Genomic DNA, 13,576 nt, shown 5'->3' with positions numbered 1-13,576 from the left:
AAATGCGATCCCCTGTGGGAGCAGGCTTGCCCCACATTTGGAATGCGTTCCCTGTGGGAGCGAGCCTGCTCGCGAAGAGGCCGGGACATTCAAAGCAATTTTTGGCAGGCAAAAAAAACACCGGTGCAACGCAAGTCGCCCCGGGTTTTTTGTTGCCGGCAAACAGCGGATGTCGTGGATCCGCCGCCTGCCGTAGAACTCGTTGTCAGCCGCGTTCCAGCGCCAGCGCCACGCCCTGGCCGCCGCCGATGCACAAGGTCGCCAGACCTTTTTCGCATCGCGCTTGAGCATTTCGTGGAGCAGGGTCACCAGCACCCGGCAACCCGACGCACCGATCGGGTGACCCAGCGCGATGGCGCCGCCGTTGACGTTGACCTTGTCCAGATCCCATTGCAGATCCTTGGCCACCGCCAGCGATTGTGCGGCAAAGGCTTCGTTGGCCTCGATCAGATCAAGTTGCTCAATGCTCCAGCCGGCCTTGTCCAGGCAGCGGCGGGTCGCCGACACCGGGCCGATGCCCATGATCGCCGGGTCAACGCCAGCATTGGCGTAAGCGGCGATTTTCGCCAGCACCGGCAGGCCCAGATACTTGGCTTTTTCGGCACTCATCAGAATCACCGCAGCCGCGCCGTCGTTCAGCGACGAAGCGTTGCCGGCGGTGACGCTGCCGTCCTTCTTGAACGCCGGGCGCAGTTTCGCCAGGGATTCGGCGCTGGTATCGCCGCGCGGCTGTTCGTCGACTTTGAACGCGAGCGGATCGCCTTTGCGCTGCGGAATCAGGATCGGTGTGATCTCGTCGGCAAAACGACCCGCCTCAATGGCTGCCGCAGCTTTTTGCTGCGATGCGGCCGCGAAGGCGTCCTGCTGTTCACGAGTGATCTGGTATTTGTCGACCAGGTTCTCGGCGGTGATGCCCATGTGGTAGTCGTTGAACGCATCCCACAGGCCGTCGCTGATCATGGTGTCGACGATTTGCGCGTGACCCATGCGCAGACCGGTGCGTGCGCCCGGCATCACATAGTTGGACAGGCTCATGTTTTCCTGACCGCCGGCGATGATCACGTCAGCGTCGCCGCAACGGATTGCCTGCGCGCCGAGGTGCAGAGCTTTCAGGCCCGAACCGCAGACCTTGTTCAGGGTCATTGCCGGCACGGCGTGGGGCAGGCCGGCCTTGATCGCGGCCTGACGCGCCGGGTTTTGACCCGCACCGGCGGTGAGCACCTGGCCCATGATCACTTCATCGACCTGGGCACCGTCCAGGCCGGTCTGCTCAAGCAACTGGCGGATCACCGCAGCGCCCAGATCGACTGCGGACACGCTGGCCAGCGAGCCTTGAAAACTGCCGATCGCGGTACGCGTGGCGGCAACAATGACGACGTCTTGCATTTTCGAATTCCTCACTCGGCAGCGAACTGCATTTCCGGTACGTGATCCGGGACGATCAGTTTACCAGCGGTTTTGGCGACGATTTCCTCGACGCTGACGCCAGGTGCGCGTTCCTTGAGGACAAAAGCGCCATTTTCGATTTCCAGGTAGGCGAGGTCGGTCAGCACACGCTTGATGCAACCGGCGCCGGTCAGCGGCAGGCTGCATTTGCTCAGCAGCTTGGATTCACCGTCCTTCGACGCGTGAGTCATGATCACGATGATGTTGTCGGCGCCGGCCACTAAATCCATCGCGCCGCCCATGCCCTTGACCAGTTTGCCGGGGATCATCCACGAAGCGATGTTGCCTTCGACGTCGACTTCGAACGCGCCGAGCACGGTCAGGTCGACATGGCCACCACGGATCATTGCGAAGGATTCGGCGGAGTTGAAGATCGACGCGCCGATCCGCGCGGTGACGGTCTGTTTGCCGGCGTTGATCATGTCGGCATCGATGGTTTCTTCGGTAGGGAACGGTCCCATGCCGAGCAGGCCGTTTTCCGACTGCAGCATGACTTCCATGCCTTCAGGAATGTAGTTGGCGACCAGGGTCGGAATGCCGATACCGAGGTTCACGTAGTAGCCGTCCTGCATTTCGCGGGCGACGCGCTGAGCCATTTGTTCGCGGGAAAGTGCCATGGTTTTGTTCTCCGTCAGCCTGAATTATTTGCGGATGGTGCGCTGTTCGATGCGTTTTTCGAACGTGCCGCAAATGACCCGATCGACGTAGATGCCCGGGGTGTGGATCTGCGTGGGGTCGAGTTCGCCGGGTTCGACGATTTCCTCAACTTCGACCACGGTGATCTTGCCGGCAGTCGCTGCCAGTGGGTTGAAGTTTTGCGCGGTGTGGCGGTAGACGACGTTGCCGAAGTGGTCGGCTTTCCAGCCTTTGACGATGGCGAAGTCGCCGGTGATGGATTCTTCCATCAGGTACTTGCGTCCGTTGAACTCGCGCACTTCCTTGCCTTCGGCGACCGGGGTGCCGACGCCGGTAGCGGTGAAGAACGCAGGAATGCCAGCACCGCCGGCGCGCATCTTCTCGGCGAGGGTGCCTTGCGGGGTCAGGATGACTTCGATTTCGCCTTTGAGCAGCTGCTCTTCGAACAGCTTGTTTTCGCCGACGTAGGAGGCGATGACTTTGCTGATCTGACGGTCGGACAGCAGCACGCCAAGGCCGAAGCCGTCGACGCCGCAGTTATTGGAGACCACGGTGAGGTCGCGGGTGCCTTTGCGCTTGATCTCGGCGATCAGGTTTTCCGGAATGCCGCACAGACCAAAGCCACCGGCGATGACGGTCATGCCGTCCTTAAGCCCGGCCAGGGCTTCCTCGTAGGAACTCACGCGTTTGTCGAAACCTGCCATATGCACCTCTTTTATTATTTGCGGGCGGCTGGCTAGCCGAATGACTGGAGTGTCGCGCTACAGGATATATTTGTTAAGTTGATTTTTAAGGTTGATTGATTGATAAAACTCAACAGTACCCGGCAAGATCGTTCCCACGCTCCGCGTGGTAATGCCTCAAGGGACGCTCTGCTTCCAGTGACGCGGAGCGTCACGGGCTGCATTTCCACGCAGAGCGTGGGAACGATCACCGTGTCAGGCTTGCAGCTTGGCGCTTGTAGCTTGGAACTGGAGCGCAGCGACGATGACCATCAAACAGATCCGTGCCTTTCTCGCCGTCGCCCAAAGCCTGAGCTTCGCGGTGGCCTGCGAGCGCTTGCACCTGTCGCAATCAGCGTTGAGCCTGACCATCAAGGCGCTGGAGGAGGGCCTGGGTGGACGCCTGTTCAGCCGCAACACGCGTAATGTGGCGCTGACCGCAGAAGGCGAGTCGCTGCTGCCACTGGCCCGGCGCCTGATCGCCGACTGGGACAACGCCGAAGATGAAATGCGCCAGCGCTTCAGCCTGCAACGCGGGCGGGTGACGCTGGCGGCGATGCCATCGTTTGCCGGCAACCTGCTGCCGCCGATTCTGAAAACCTTCCGCGCGCGTTATCCGAACGTCAACGTCACGGTGAACGACGTGATCAACGAGCAAGTGCTGGAAATGGTCCGTGACCGCCAGGTTGAACTGGGCGTGGCGTTCGAGCCGATGCAGAGCACGTCGCTGACGTTTACCCCGTTGTACATGGATCGCTTCGTTGCCGTGGTGCCCAGGGATTCACTCTTGGCCCGGCGCACCGAGATCGACTGGCAGACGCTGCTGCAGGAACCGTTTATCACCTTGCAGCGGCCGTCGACGGTGCGGGTGATGCTCGAGGAACATTTGCAGGCGCGGGGCAAGAAATTGCCGGTGGAATTTGAGAGCCATCAATTGGCGACGGTCGGGCGGATGGTCGCCAACGGGCTAGGGGTGAGTGCGGTGCCGGCGTTGTGCGCCGAGCAGATGCAGGAACTTGGCGCTCAGTGCCTGACGCTGATTGACTCGGTGGAACGCGCCATTGGCGTGCTGACTGAACCGGGCAATGAGCTGTCGGCGGCGGCGCAGGCGTTGTTTGATATTTTCAAGGCTGAAGATTTGCGATAACGGGCGGATGCGGACCCTCACCCCAGCCCTCTCCCGGAGGGAGAGGGGGCCGATCGGGTTGTCTTGCGTCATACATCGACCTGCAAAACCGAGTCGACTACGGATCCATGCTGTACGTTTTCCAATTGGGGATTCACAGCCGGACGTTCATTTCGCTACAGCACTCGAATATCCCCCAATCAGACCCCTCTCCCTCGGGAGAGGGCCAGGGTGAGGGGCCGATTTAAAGCCGAACACTAACTCCAGACACTCATCGCCCCAGCGCCAATGCCAACAAAGGCAACAACCGCTCACACGAAGCCTCTATCTTCACATCCAGCAACTCATCCGCCCGGGTCTTGCCCAGATTGATCGCAATTAGCGGCTTACCACGATCGGCAATCACCCGACATAAACGGAACGCCGAGTAAGCCATCAACGAAGACCCGACCACCAGCATGCCCCCGGCAGTTTCCGCGGCTTTCATCGCCCGGGCCGCCGTGGGCTGCGCGACGTTTTCACCAAAAAACACCACGTCCGGCTTCATCCGTTCACCTGCGCAATGCGGGCAGTGGGGCACCTGAAAGCGTGCTTCGAAAGCGGGGTCGAGCAAGGTGTCGCCATCAGGCGCCTGCACCGCATCGACGCCGGCCAGATAAGGATTTTGCTGTTCCATCAACTGCTGGATCGCATCGCGCTCACTGCGCTGGCCGCAGTCCAGGCACAGCACCCGGTGCAGGCTGCCGTGCAGTTCGATCACATCACGACTGCCGGCCTGATCGTGCAGGGTGTCGACATTCTGCGTGATCAAGTCGCTGATCAGTCCTTGCTGCTGCAAACCGGCCAAGGCCTCGTGCGCCGCATTCGGCCGCGCCTGACGCACCCTCGGCCAGCCCAGCATGGCCCGTGCCCAATAACGCCGGCGCGATTCCGGCGCGGATAGAAACTCCTGATACATCATCGGCTGCCGGCCACGGCGTACACCGTCGCTGTCGCGGTAGTCGGGAATGCCCGACGGCGTGCTGATGCCAGCGCCGGTCAGCACCAGAAAATCGCCAGCGGCCATGAGTTGTTGCAGGGTATCGAGGTGTTCGCGGGTCGGGCTGTCGAGCATGGTCAGCGCTCCGAAAAGACGTTGCCAGCAGGTTAGCACGACACGCGCAGGTTACTTGCGCGCCTCCAGAATCAGGTTGAACGGTGTCTGGCTGGCACGGCGGAAGTGCTTGAACCCGGCTTCCGTGAAGACCTTGCGCAAGCGCATTTCCCCCGCCTGAGCACCGAGGCCGAGGCCGACCTCCTGCGACAGCGAGTTCGGCGTGCAGATAAACGTCGACGCTGCATAAAACAGCCGCCCGACCGGATTGATATTGTCGTCCAGCGTGTCGTTGGCGAACGGCTCGACGAGTAGCACCGTGCCGTCATCCTTCAGCGCTGCATAGGCGTGACGCGCGGCGCCGACCGGGTCGCCCATGTCGTGCAGGCAGTCGAAATAGCAGATCAGGTCGTAGTCGTTGCCCGGGTAGCCTTTGGCCGAACCCTGAAAGAACTTCGCCCGGCTGCTGACGCCGCCTTCCTCGGCGCGCTGGGTGGCGACGCTGATTGACGGCGCGTGATAGTCGTAGCCGACGAAACGCGAGTTGGGAAACGCCTGCGCCATGATCACCGTCGAAGCGCCGTGGCCGCAGCCGATGTCGGCGACTTTCGCGCCTTCTTCCAGTTTGGCCACCACACCGTCCAGTGCCGGCAACCATTCGGCGATCAGATGGCCCTTGTAGCCCGGGCGAAAGAAGCGTTCGGTGCCGCTGAACATGCACGGATGGTGATCGCCCCAGGGCAGGGCGCCATTGCCGCGCATGGCTTTGACCAGTTTGTCCTTGTCATGGAAAAACGACGCCACCACGCCAAGCCCGCCCGCCACGTAGACCGGTGAGTCCTCGATGGCCAGGGCCAGCGCCTGTTCTTCCGGCAGACGGAACTGCCCGTCCCGATGCTCCATGTAGCCGGATGCCGCGTGTGCGCTGAGCCATTCGCGCACCAGCCGTGGATTGCAGGTGGTTTTTGCAGCAAGGGCATCGGCACTGATCGGCTGACTGTCGGCCATCGCCCGGTACAGCCCGAGTTCTTCGCCGACGATGACATTGGCCAGCATCGCCGCGCCGCCCATGTCGTTGACCAGTTTGCCCATGAATTGGTTGAGCTTCGCCTCGTCCATCATGTGTGCTCCTGAAACAGGATCACAGTCCGGCGGCGTCGAAGGTCGAGGCGTGCGCCACCGGGCGGTGGTCTTCTTGGTTTGCGCGGTGCACCCTACTGTGTGCACCGCGAGTACACACTGAGTCTAGTCTTTTCAATGCTACCGGGTAGTTCATCTCAGGATTTTTTTATGCCTGTCTGGTTAGAACCTAAAGCCGGGGCCGCATAACTAACTACCCCATTGCTGACTTCCACTTTTCGCGGATGAGAGGACAGTATTTCCGCTGAGAATTTGAACGAAGCTTCGAACTCGGTTTCGGAAGCATCCGCTGTGAGCGCAAGTTGCCCACTCAGAGCGACGTAAATCCCCTCGTCGTTTATATATCCTGCATGGACTTCGCCGTCTCGGACTATTTCATAAGTGCCTTTTTTGGCCCCCTCTGGAACAAATAGGGTTAAGCGGTGGATTCTGGCAGGGAGTGGTTCCCAGACTCTTTGATAACCGACAACTGCAAGTTCGCGATTTTGTTGGTTGATGCTCACTTCCATGTAATCGGCTTCGAAACGACTCACATTTGTTCCTTCCAGATCAGCGGTGAATCGCATATTGGAAAGCGTGGTTGTGTCCAGGATGCCAATCAGGTCGAATGTTCCATTCGTAACGTTGTATATCAGGTTGCCCATAACGCTTTTGAAGTGAAATGTGCCCTTGATTCTCTGTTGACTTACAAAGTATTCAACGATCAGTGTCCCTTCGTTTGAAAGAATCGCGGCATTGTTTGCTTCGAAAATCGCTACTGCACGTGGACCTCCGCCGCTGGAACCCAGATCAAATACAGTAGTGCCTTCTGCGAGGCTTAACGGAACATGAAAATCGATATGACGGTGTCCGCTTTCAGTTCTATGCGTGGCACCAAGTACCCAACTTGAAGAGCCTTTTTTGATGGCGAATCCGGAGTTGGCGACGAACGTATCCTGATTTTCGACGCTGGCGGTCATTGATCCTTCTGTCATTGAAAGCATTCCTTTCATAAGTACAATTCCTTTTTTATGTAACGCTGCCGGGATTGTCATGTTAAAGGGCGATGTGCTGTTCGGTAACTGTCAACAATGACAGGTATAAGAAAATTTTTTTATTCCATCAGGCATATTTCGTCAGCGACGCCCACGCGTTTTGTATCTCAGTGAGTACATGGCGGCCATTGATACAAAACTTGCCTTTCAAGCTTGTCATCAAAACAGTTGTGACATATTTGACGAATATTTTTGCCTCCTGCTAGCGCATCGCTGTGATGCTCAGAGGGAGGAGGAAGGCATGGCCAGTACCGATTTATCTCTATCAACTCAAGTCGGCCTCGGCCTGCGCCGTGGCCTGCTCAATGATCTGCGAAACGCCCGCCCCGGCGATTTCGACTTTCTTGAGGTCGCGCCGGAAAACTGGATTGGCGTTGGCGGGGCGCATGGCGCGGCGCTGGGGGAACTGGCCGAGCGTTATCCGTTGTCCTGCCACGGCTTGTCGCTGTCGCTTGGTGGCCCGGCGCCGCTGGATGTCGGTTTCCTGCAAGAGGTTCGGGTGTTTCTCGACCACTACAACGTGCCGCTGTACAGCGAACATTTGAGCTACTGCAGCGATGACGGGCATTTGTATGATTTGCTGCCGCTGCCATTCACTGAAGAAGCGGTGTATCACGTCGCCGCGCGTATTCGTCAGGCTCAGGACGTCCTCGGCCGGCGTCTGGCGGTAGAAAACGTGTCGTATTACGCCGCACCGCGTCAGGACATGGACGAAGTGACATTCACCAACGCCGTGCTGCGCGAGGCCGATTGCGATCTGCTGCTGGACGTCAATAACGTCTACGTCAATTCGGTCAATCACGGCTTTGATCCGCAGACATTTCTCGCGGGCATCGAACCGCAGCGGGTGGTGGGCATGCACGTCGCGGGGCATTTCGATGAGTCCGACACGCTGAAAATCGACACTCACGGGGCCTCGGTAAAATCCGTGGTGTGGGACTTGCTGGCGCAGGCCTATGCGCGGTTCGGTGCGCAGCCGACCTTGCTGGAGCGGGATTTCAACTTTTCGGCCTTTGCCGAACTGGTCGGCGAACTGCAGACCATTCGCCACTTGCAAGCAGGAGGGCGACCTCGTGGATAACCTGCAACAGCAACAACAGGCACTGACCCGCTACCTGCGTGATCCCGAGCAGCAGATGCCGCCCGCCGATATGAACGTAGCGCGAGCCGAGGTTTATCGTGATCTGGTGTTCAACAACGTTTCGCAGCTGTTGAGCGGAACCTTTCCGGTGCTGATCCGGATCATCGGTGAACCACGCTGGCGCTTGCTGGTGCGTGGCTTTTTGCGTGACTGGCGGGCGCAGACACCGAAATTCGGCGAGATCGCCGGAGAATTTATCGACTATCTGGCGGCGCAACCGCAGGTGTTGCAGGACGGGCAGTGGCCGGCGTTTTTATTGGAGCTGGCGCATTACGAATGGGTCGAGATGCTTCTGCAGCAGTCTGATGCACCTGCGTTGCCGCTGACGGATCCGGCCCTGTTGCTGCACCGTCCGCTGCTGGTTTCGGCATTGGCCTGGCCGCTGGCGTATGTCTGGCCGGTGCATGAACTTGACCCGAACAACCAGCCCGATTCGCCGCCGGCGCAACCGACCCTGCTTCTGGTGCGGCGCACTGAGGATTTCAGCGTGAAGTTTTCCCTGCTGAGTCCGTTGGCTTTGCGTTTGTTGCAGCGTGTTGGCGAATTTGCAGAGCTGACGGGGCGTGAGCATTTGCAGGAACTTGCAGAGGAGGCAGGGCAAGCGGCCAGTGATGCGTTCGTCGACGAAGGCCTGGCGTTGCTGCAACAGCTGCATGCGGATCGGGTGGTGGGCATCACCTGAATGAAACACAAGTCATTGTAGGAGTGAGCCTGCTCGCGATAGCGGTCGGTCAGACATATTTGCATCGGCTGACACACCGCTATCGCGAGCAGGCTCACTCGTACAATTATGTGTGCGCTTATTGGTTGATGGGCAACTCCAGTTCCGCACACAGCCCGCCGCCCTCACGGTTGCTCAAGGTCAGCGTGCCGCCCAGCGCCATCGCCAGTTGCTGAGCGATGGCCAAACCCAGACCAGTCCCGCCGGTATCGCGATTACGCGAGTTCTCCACCCGGTAGAACGGCTGCAGCACCTGCGCCAGTTCGGCTTCGGCGATGCCCGGGCCGCGATCAAGCACGCTGATCGACAGACTGGCGCCATCCGCCGCGACGTGGACTTCAGCAGCGCCAGCGAACTTCAACGCATTGTCAGTAAGGTTCACCAGCACCCGGCGCAAGGCGTGCGGGCGGGTGTCGATGATCGCTGCGCTGTGGCCGACCAGTTGCACCTGCTTGCCCATGTCCTGGTAGTCGAACACCAGGCTTTCGAGAAACGAATCCATGTTGGTGCGCCGGCTCTCTTCAGTCGAACCGTGGACACTGCGCGCATAGGCCACACCTTCGCGCACCAGATGTTCCATCTCGCTGAGGTCGTTCCACAGTTTGTCTTTCTCGGCGCAGTCGTCCATGAACTCGGCGCGCAGTTTCATCCGGGTGATCGGTGTTTGCAGGTCGTGGGAAATCGCTGCCAGCAATTGCATGCGTTCTTTCAGGTAGGCGGCGATGCGCGCCTGCATGGTGTTGAAGGCACGCGCCGCGTAAACCACTTCAGTCGGGCCGGATTCGTCGAGATTGATCGGCTGGGCGTTGGGGTCGAGGGTTTCCACGGCGTTGGCCAGGCGGGTCAGCGGCCGGATCGCGATGCGTACCGCCAGCCAGGTGCAGGCGATCATCAAGGCCAACTGGCCGAGCAGCACGGCCGGCAACCATGGTGACAGCGGGGCCATGGCCGGGCGTACGTCGATGGTCAGCGGGCTGCCGTCGCTCAGGCGCAGATGACCCTGAAAGTGCTGGCGCGGCCCCGGAATGTCGGTGAAGGTCAGCGGATAGCGCTCGCCGATGGCTTCGGTGATCGAGGTCACCGCCACCGGCACATCACGGGCATCGATCGGCGTGCCCGGATCGCCTTCGCTCAGCAGATAACCGTAATTCTTGCGCGCCAGACGGGTGAGCCACGCCGAACGTTCTTCGGCAGGCAGGCGATCGAGAATCGCAACCGAGGTGGAAACGTCGGTTTCCAGGTTGCCCAGCATGGTGTTCTTCGCGCTTTCGTAGCGCTCGTAGTACTGCGCGCCAAATGACAGCGCCTGGGCGAGGATCAGCCCGATCAGGAAAATCAGCGACAGGCGCGACGCGAGGGTGCGTGGCCAATGCAGCTTCAGGGTCATGCCGGCGCCCCGAGAATCTCCACCGGCAACGAAAACACATAACCCTCGCTGCGCACGGTCTTGATGTACGCCGGTTCGCGCGCGTCATCGAGCAGGCGCTGGCGCAAACGGCTGACCAGCAAGTCGATGGAGCGGTCGAACAGGTCGGCATCGCGGCCCTGGGTCAGGTTGAGTAACTGATCGCGGCTGAGCACTCGTTGCGGATGATCGAGGAACACCCGCAACAAGCGATATTCGGCACCGCTGAGAGCGACCATGGTGCCGTCGGTGTCCAGCAGATGCCGGGCCGAGGTGTCCAGTTGCCAACGGCCAAAAGCGAGCAGGCGGCCAGCTTCGGTGACCACCAGATTCGGCGGCAGCATGCGCGTGCGGCGCAACACCGCGTTGATCCGCGCCAGCAGTTCGCGCGCGGCGAATGGTTTGGTCAAGTAGTCGTCGGCGCCCATTTCCAGGCCGATGATGCGGTCGGTTTCATCGTTGCGCGCGGTCAGCATCAACACCGGCGTGGCCTTGTGTTTGCCCACGCGCAGTTCCCGGCACAACTGCAGGCCATCGTCACCGGGCATCATGATGTCGAGCACGATCAGGTCGACAGTGTTGGCTTCCAGGAAGCTGCGCATCTGCCGGCCATCAGCGACGACTGTCGTGCGCAGACCGTTTTTCTTCAGGTAGTTGCCCACCAGTTCACGGATCTCGCGGTCGTCGTCGACGATGAGAATGTGATCGACATGTTCCATCGGTTCAAGCCTCTGTCAGAAGGGGAGTGGACTGCAGTCTATAGCGCCTCTATCGGCGCGCCTGCCAGCCTTTGTATTGCAGTGTATCTGCCGTGTCGACAGATACACGGAAACGCAAAAACACGATTTTTTCAGGGTTTTGTATCGCTGTGTATCGTCCGGTGGCAGGGATACACAGCGATTGAATCGCGCCTGTTCCTGACACAGACGCGATACCTCGCGAGCTTTAAATAGGTTCCATCGAGGCAAACGCAGAACGCCTCGGCCCAAACCCAATGAAGCCTTGAGGAGTACCGCCATGAACAACAAATCCGTCGTCGCCGCCTGCCTGTTTGCCGCTTTGAACATTTGCACGCTGTCGGCCCGTGCCGAAGCATCGCCCGCCCCGCAAACCTACACCTACGGCACCCACCTGGATATCCACAAAGTGATCTCGCTTGAGCAGGACAACTCGGTGGCCTGCGGCATCGTCGAAGCGCGCATGACTTACCTCGATTCGGCCGGCACCACCCGCGTACTCGATTACAGCAAATTCGCTGACGGCTGCAACAACGACAACTGATCCATCACTCTTTCTGGAAGGTAAACATCATGAACAACGTAACGTGCATTCTGACGGCCATCGCTTTCTCTCTGGCCGGCGTGGCCGCCCATGCCAACGCTGCGGTTGAACAGCCTGGCTGCAACAGCAGCACTTGTTTCCAACTGACCCCGGTGGCGAAGCAGGGCACCGATGGCTTGCTCGCGGCGGACGGCGCCAGTCGCACACCGCAGGGGCAGATGGTTGCTGCGGACGGCGCCAGTCGCACACCGCAGGGGCAGATGGTTGCTGCGGACGGCGCCAGTCGCACACCGCAGGGGCAGATGGTTGCTGCGGACGGCGCCAGTCGCACACCGCAGGGGCAGATGGTTGCTGCGGACGGCGCCAGTCGCACACCGCAGGGGCAGATGGTTGCTGCGGACGGCGCCAGTCGCACACCGCAGGGGCAGATGGTTGCTGCGGACGGCGCCAGTCGCACACCGCAGGGGCAGATGGTTGCTGCGGACGGCGCCAGTCGCACACCGCAAGGCCAGATGTTTGCCGAGAACGGCTCCAGCCGCACACCACAGGGCCAATGGCTGCAAAGCCAGAGCGCCTGATTGCTCGCCACCGTCATTAAGAAAAGGTGACTCACCATGTACCTCATCGCGTTTCTCGGCGGTCTGCTGACCGTGCTCAGCCCCTGCATCCTGCCGGTGGTGCCGTTTCTGTTTGCCGGTGCGCAGCGTAGCCGCGCTTCGATCCTGCTCACCCTCGGCGGCATGGCCCTGACGTTCGCGCTGATCTCCAGCCTGGCGGTGGTCAGCAGCGAATGGGTGATTCAGGCCAGCAACACCGGACGCCACGTCGCGTTGATCGTGATGAGCGTGTTCGCCTTGTCGCTGATCTCGGCGCGCATCGGTGACTGGCTGACGCGTCCTTTTGTAATGCTCGGCAACCGTCTCGACCCGAATGCACAAAACAAGGCCGGGCCGCTGGGCTCGATCATGCTCGGGGTCGCCACCGGGCTACTGTGGGCACCGTGCGCCGGGCCGATCCTTGGCGTGATTCTCACTGGCGCCATGCTGCAAGGCGCGAATGCGCAAACCAGCCTGCTGTTGTTGGCGTATGGCGCCGGCAGTGCCTTGTCGCTGGGCTTGCTGATCTTCGCCGGACGTGGGCTGGTCAATCGCCTGAAGCCGTCGATTCCGTTCACCGGCTGGTTGCGTCGCGGTGCCGGTGTCGCCGTGCTGGGAGCGGCTGCGGTCATTGCCACGGGTTTCGATAGAACCCTGCTGGCGAACACTTCCTCCGAAGGTGTGGCCAGCGTGGAAAAAAGCGTGCTGGAGAACGTGCCGAAAGTCGTCGACTACCTCGTCACCAAGGTCCGGGCGGACTCGCCGATGGAGGAGGGCAAAGGCGTGATGCCGCCACTGACGGGTGCGGTGCAATGGCTCAATTCGCCGGAGCTGAGCAGCGAATCCCTGCGCGGCAAAGTGGTGCTGGTCGACTTCTGGACCTACGACTGCATCAACTGCCAGCACACCCTGCCGTACGTCAAGGACTGGGCGAAAAAGTATGAAAAGGACGGCCTCGTGGTGATCGGTGTCCACACCCCGGAGTACGGCTACGAGCGGATCATCGACAACGTCAAGGATCAGGTGAAAAAGCTCGGCATCACCTACCCGGTAGCGATCGATAACAACTATGCGATCTGGCGCAACTTCGATAACCAGTACTGGCCGGCGCATTACCTGATCGACGCCAAGGGGCAGGTGCGTTACACCCACTTCGGTGAAGGTCGCTACGAGGCGCAGGAGCAGATGATCAGGCAACTGCTGGAAGAGGCGAAAGCGCCGGCAGCCTGATCATT

13 protein-coding genes and 1 pseudogene are annotated in these 13,576 nt (G+C 60.2%); 6 read left to right on the top strand and 8 right to left on the bottom strand.

The features are described 5' to 3' along the window. Positions 1-205: 205 nt before the first annotated feature. The 3 genes and pseudogenes from M0746_RS14405 to M0746_RS14395 all read right to left on the bottom strand — a co-directional run bounded on the left by M0746_RS14405 (position 206) and on the right by M0746_RS14395 (position 2,786). Positions 206-1,386 (bottom strand): annotated as a pseudogene (locus M0746_RS14405) (acetyl-CoA C-acetyltransferase). Positions 1,387-1,397: 11 nt separating this feature from the next. Further along, positions 1,398-2,063: a CoA transferase subunit B gene (locus M0746_RS14400; RefSeq protein WP_201238959.1), complete on the bottom strand. Its 666-nt coding sequence runs from the start codon at positions 2,061-2,063 to the stop codon at positions 1,398-1,400. A gap of 24 nt (positions 2,064-2,087) precedes the next feature. Continuing rightward, entirely contained in the window at positions 2,088-2,786 is a 699-nt protein-coding gene (locus M0746_RS14395; RefSeq protein WP_258449659.1) for a CoA transferase subunit A, read from the bottom strand. 283 nt (positions 2,787-3,069) lie between these two features. Here M0746_RS14395 and M0746_RS14390 point away from each other — a divergent pair, with 283 nt between their 5' ends. Beyond that, positions 3,070-3,951, top strand: coding sequence for a LysR family transcriptional regulator (locus tag M0746_RS14390; protein WP_258449658.1), 882 nt, complete (start codon positions 3,070-3,072; stop codon positions 3,949-3,951). Between the two features lie 250 nt (positions 3,952-4,201). On the opposite strand, the gene M0746_RS14385 is transcribed toward M0746_RS14390, so the two are convergent. The 3 genes from M0746_RS14385 to M0746_RS14375 form a co-directional block, all read right to left on the bottom strand. Further along, entirely contained in the window at positions 4,202-5,044 is an 843-nt protein-coding gene (locus M0746_RS14385; RefSeq protein WP_258449657.1) for an NAD-dependent protein deacetylase, read from the bottom strand. A gap of 51 nt (positions 5,045-5,095) precedes the next feature. Continuing rightward, on the bottom strand, positions 5,096-6,142 hold the full coding sequence (locus M0746_RS14380) for a class I SAM-dependent methyltransferase (RefSeq protein ID WP_258451484.1): 1,047 nt from the start codon (positions 6,140-6,142) through the stop codon (positions 5,096-5,098). A 158-nt stretch (positions 6,143-6,300) separates the two neighbouring features. Continuing rightward, positions 6,301-7,155, bottom strand: coding sequence for a hypothetical protein (locus M0746_RS14375; protein WP_258449656.1), 855 nt, complete (start codon positions 7,153-7,155; stop codon positions 6,301-6,303). A 283-nt stretch (positions 7,156-7,438) separates the two neighbouring features. Here M0746_RS14375 and M0746_RS14370 point away from each other — a divergent pair, with 283 nt between their 5' ends. Together M0746_RS14370 and M0746_RS14365 are read left to right on the top strand one after the other, a co-directional pair. After that, entirely contained in the window at positions 7,439-8,278 is an 840-nt protein-coding gene (locus M0746_RS14370) for an HvfB family MNIO-type RiPP peptide maturase (RefSeq protein ID WP_258449655.1), read from the top strand. Continuing rightward, entirely contained in the window at positions 8,271-9,020 is a 750-nt protein-coding gene (locus tag M0746_RS14365; RefSeq protein ID WP_258449654.1) for an HvfC family RiPP maturation protein, read from the top strand. The genes M0746_RS14370 and M0746_RS14365 overlap by 8 nt, the downstream gene beginning before the upstream one ends. A 118-nt stretch (positions 9,021-9,138) precedes the next feature. On the opposite strand, the gene M0746_RS14360 is transcribed toward M0746_RS14365, so the two are convergent. Both M0746_RS14360 and M0746_RS14355 read right to left on the bottom strand, forming a co-directional pair. Next, positions 9,139-10,446 carry an ATP-binding protein gene (locus M0746_RS14360; protein ID WP_208937889.1) on the bottom strand — a complete coding sequence of 436 codons (1,308 nt, stop codon included), beginning with the start codon at positions 10,444-10,446 and terminating at the stop codon, positions 9,139-9,141. Continuing rightward, entirely contained in the window at positions 10,443-11,183 is a 741-nt protein-coding gene (locus M0746_RS14355) for a response regulator (RefSeq protein WP_090282763.1), read from the bottom strand. The genes M0746_RS14360 and M0746_RS14355 overlap by 4 nt, the downstream gene beginning before the upstream one ends. Before the next feature lie 298 nt (positions 11,184-11,481). Between M0746_RS14355 and M0746_RS14350 the strand changes: the two genes are divergently transcribed. Genes M0746_RS14350 through M0746_RS14340 form a run of 3 tightly spaced genes read left to right on the top strand, consistent with a single transcriptional unit; the run spans position 11,482 to position 13,571 of the window. Then, positions 11,482-11,745: a DUF2790 domain-containing protein gene (locus M0746_RS14350; RefSeq protein ID WP_258449653.1), complete on the top strand. Its 264-nt coding sequence runs from the start codon at positions 11,482-11,484 to the stop codon at positions 11,743-11,745. A 29-nt stretch (positions 11,746-11,774) separates the two neighbouring features. Next, positions 11,775-12,323: a hypothetical protein gene (locus tag M0746_RS14345; RefSeq protein WP_258449652.1), complete on the top strand. Its 549-nt coding sequence runs from the start codon at positions 11,775-11,777 to the stop codon at positions 12,321-12,323. A 36-nt stretch (positions 12,324-12,359) separates the two neighbouring features. Further along, positions 12,360-13,571: a cytochrome c biogenesis protein DipZ gene (locus tag M0746_RS14340; RefSeq protein ID WP_258449650.1), complete on the top strand. Its 1,212-nt coding sequence runs from the start codon at positions 12,360-12,362 to the stop codon at positions 13,569-13,571. The last annotated feature ends 5 nt before the right edge of the window (positions 13,572-13,576 follow it).

Origin of the sequence: Pseudomonas sp. S11P7 (assembly GCF_023195435.1) — a bacterium.
Lineage (GTDB): Bacteria > Pseudomonadota > Gammaproteobacteria > Pseudomonadales > Pseudomonadaceae > Aquipseudomonas > Aquipseudomonas fluorescens_G.
This window is presented reverse-complemented; position numbering and strand designations above follow the sequence as displayed.

Bases quoted from the DNA above. Each gene is read 5' to 3' on its own strand.
- M0746_RS14385 (WP_258449657.1), bottom strand. From the start codon at position 5,044: ATGCTCGACAGCCCGACCCGCGAACACCTCGATACCCTGCAACAACTC.
- M0746_RS14340 (WP_258449650.1), top strand. From the start codon at position 12,360: ATGTACCTCATCGCGTTTCTCGGCGGTCTGCTGACCGTGCTCAGCCCC.
- M0746_RS14380 (WP_258451484.1), bottom strand. From the start codon at position 6,142: ATGGACGAGGCGAAGCTCAACCAATTCATGGGCAAACTGGTCAACGAC.
- M0746_RS14375 (WP_258449656.1), bottom strand. From the start codon at position 7,155: ATGAAAGGAATGCTTTCAATGACAGAAGGATCAATGACCGCCAGCGTC.
- M0746_RS14400 (WP_201238959.1), bottom strand. From the start codon at position 2,063: ATGGCACTTTCCCGCGAACAAATGGCTCAGCGCGTCGCCCGCGAAATG.
- M0746_RS14370 (WP_258449655.1), top strand. From the start codon at position 7,439: ATGGCCAGTACCGATTTATCTCTATCAACTCAAGTCGGCCTCGGCCTG.
- M0746_RS14345 (WP_258449652.1), top strand. From the start codon at position 11,775: ATGAACAACGTAACGTGCATTCTGACGGCCATCGCTTTCTCTCTGGCC.
- M0746_RS14355 (WP_090282763.1), bottom strand. From the start codon at position 11,183: ATGGAACATGTCGATCACATTCTCATCGTCGACGACGACCGCGAGATC.
- M0746_RS14360 (WP_208937889.1), bottom strand. From the start codon at position 10,446: ATGACCCTGAAGCTGCATTGGCCACGCACCCTCGCGTCGCGCCTGTCG.
- M0746_RS14395 (WP_258449659.1), bottom strand. From the start codon at position 2,786: ATGGCAGGTTTCGACAAACGCGTGAGTTCCTACGAGGAAGCCCTGGCC.
- M0746_RS14350 (WP_258449653.1), top strand. From the start codon at position 11,482: ATGAACAACAAATCCGTCGTCGCCGCCTGCCTGTTTGCCGCTTTGAAC.
- M0746_RS14390 (WP_258449658.1), top strand. From the start codon at position 3,070: ATGACCATCAAACAGATCCGTGCCTTTCTCGCCGTCGCCCAAAGCCTG.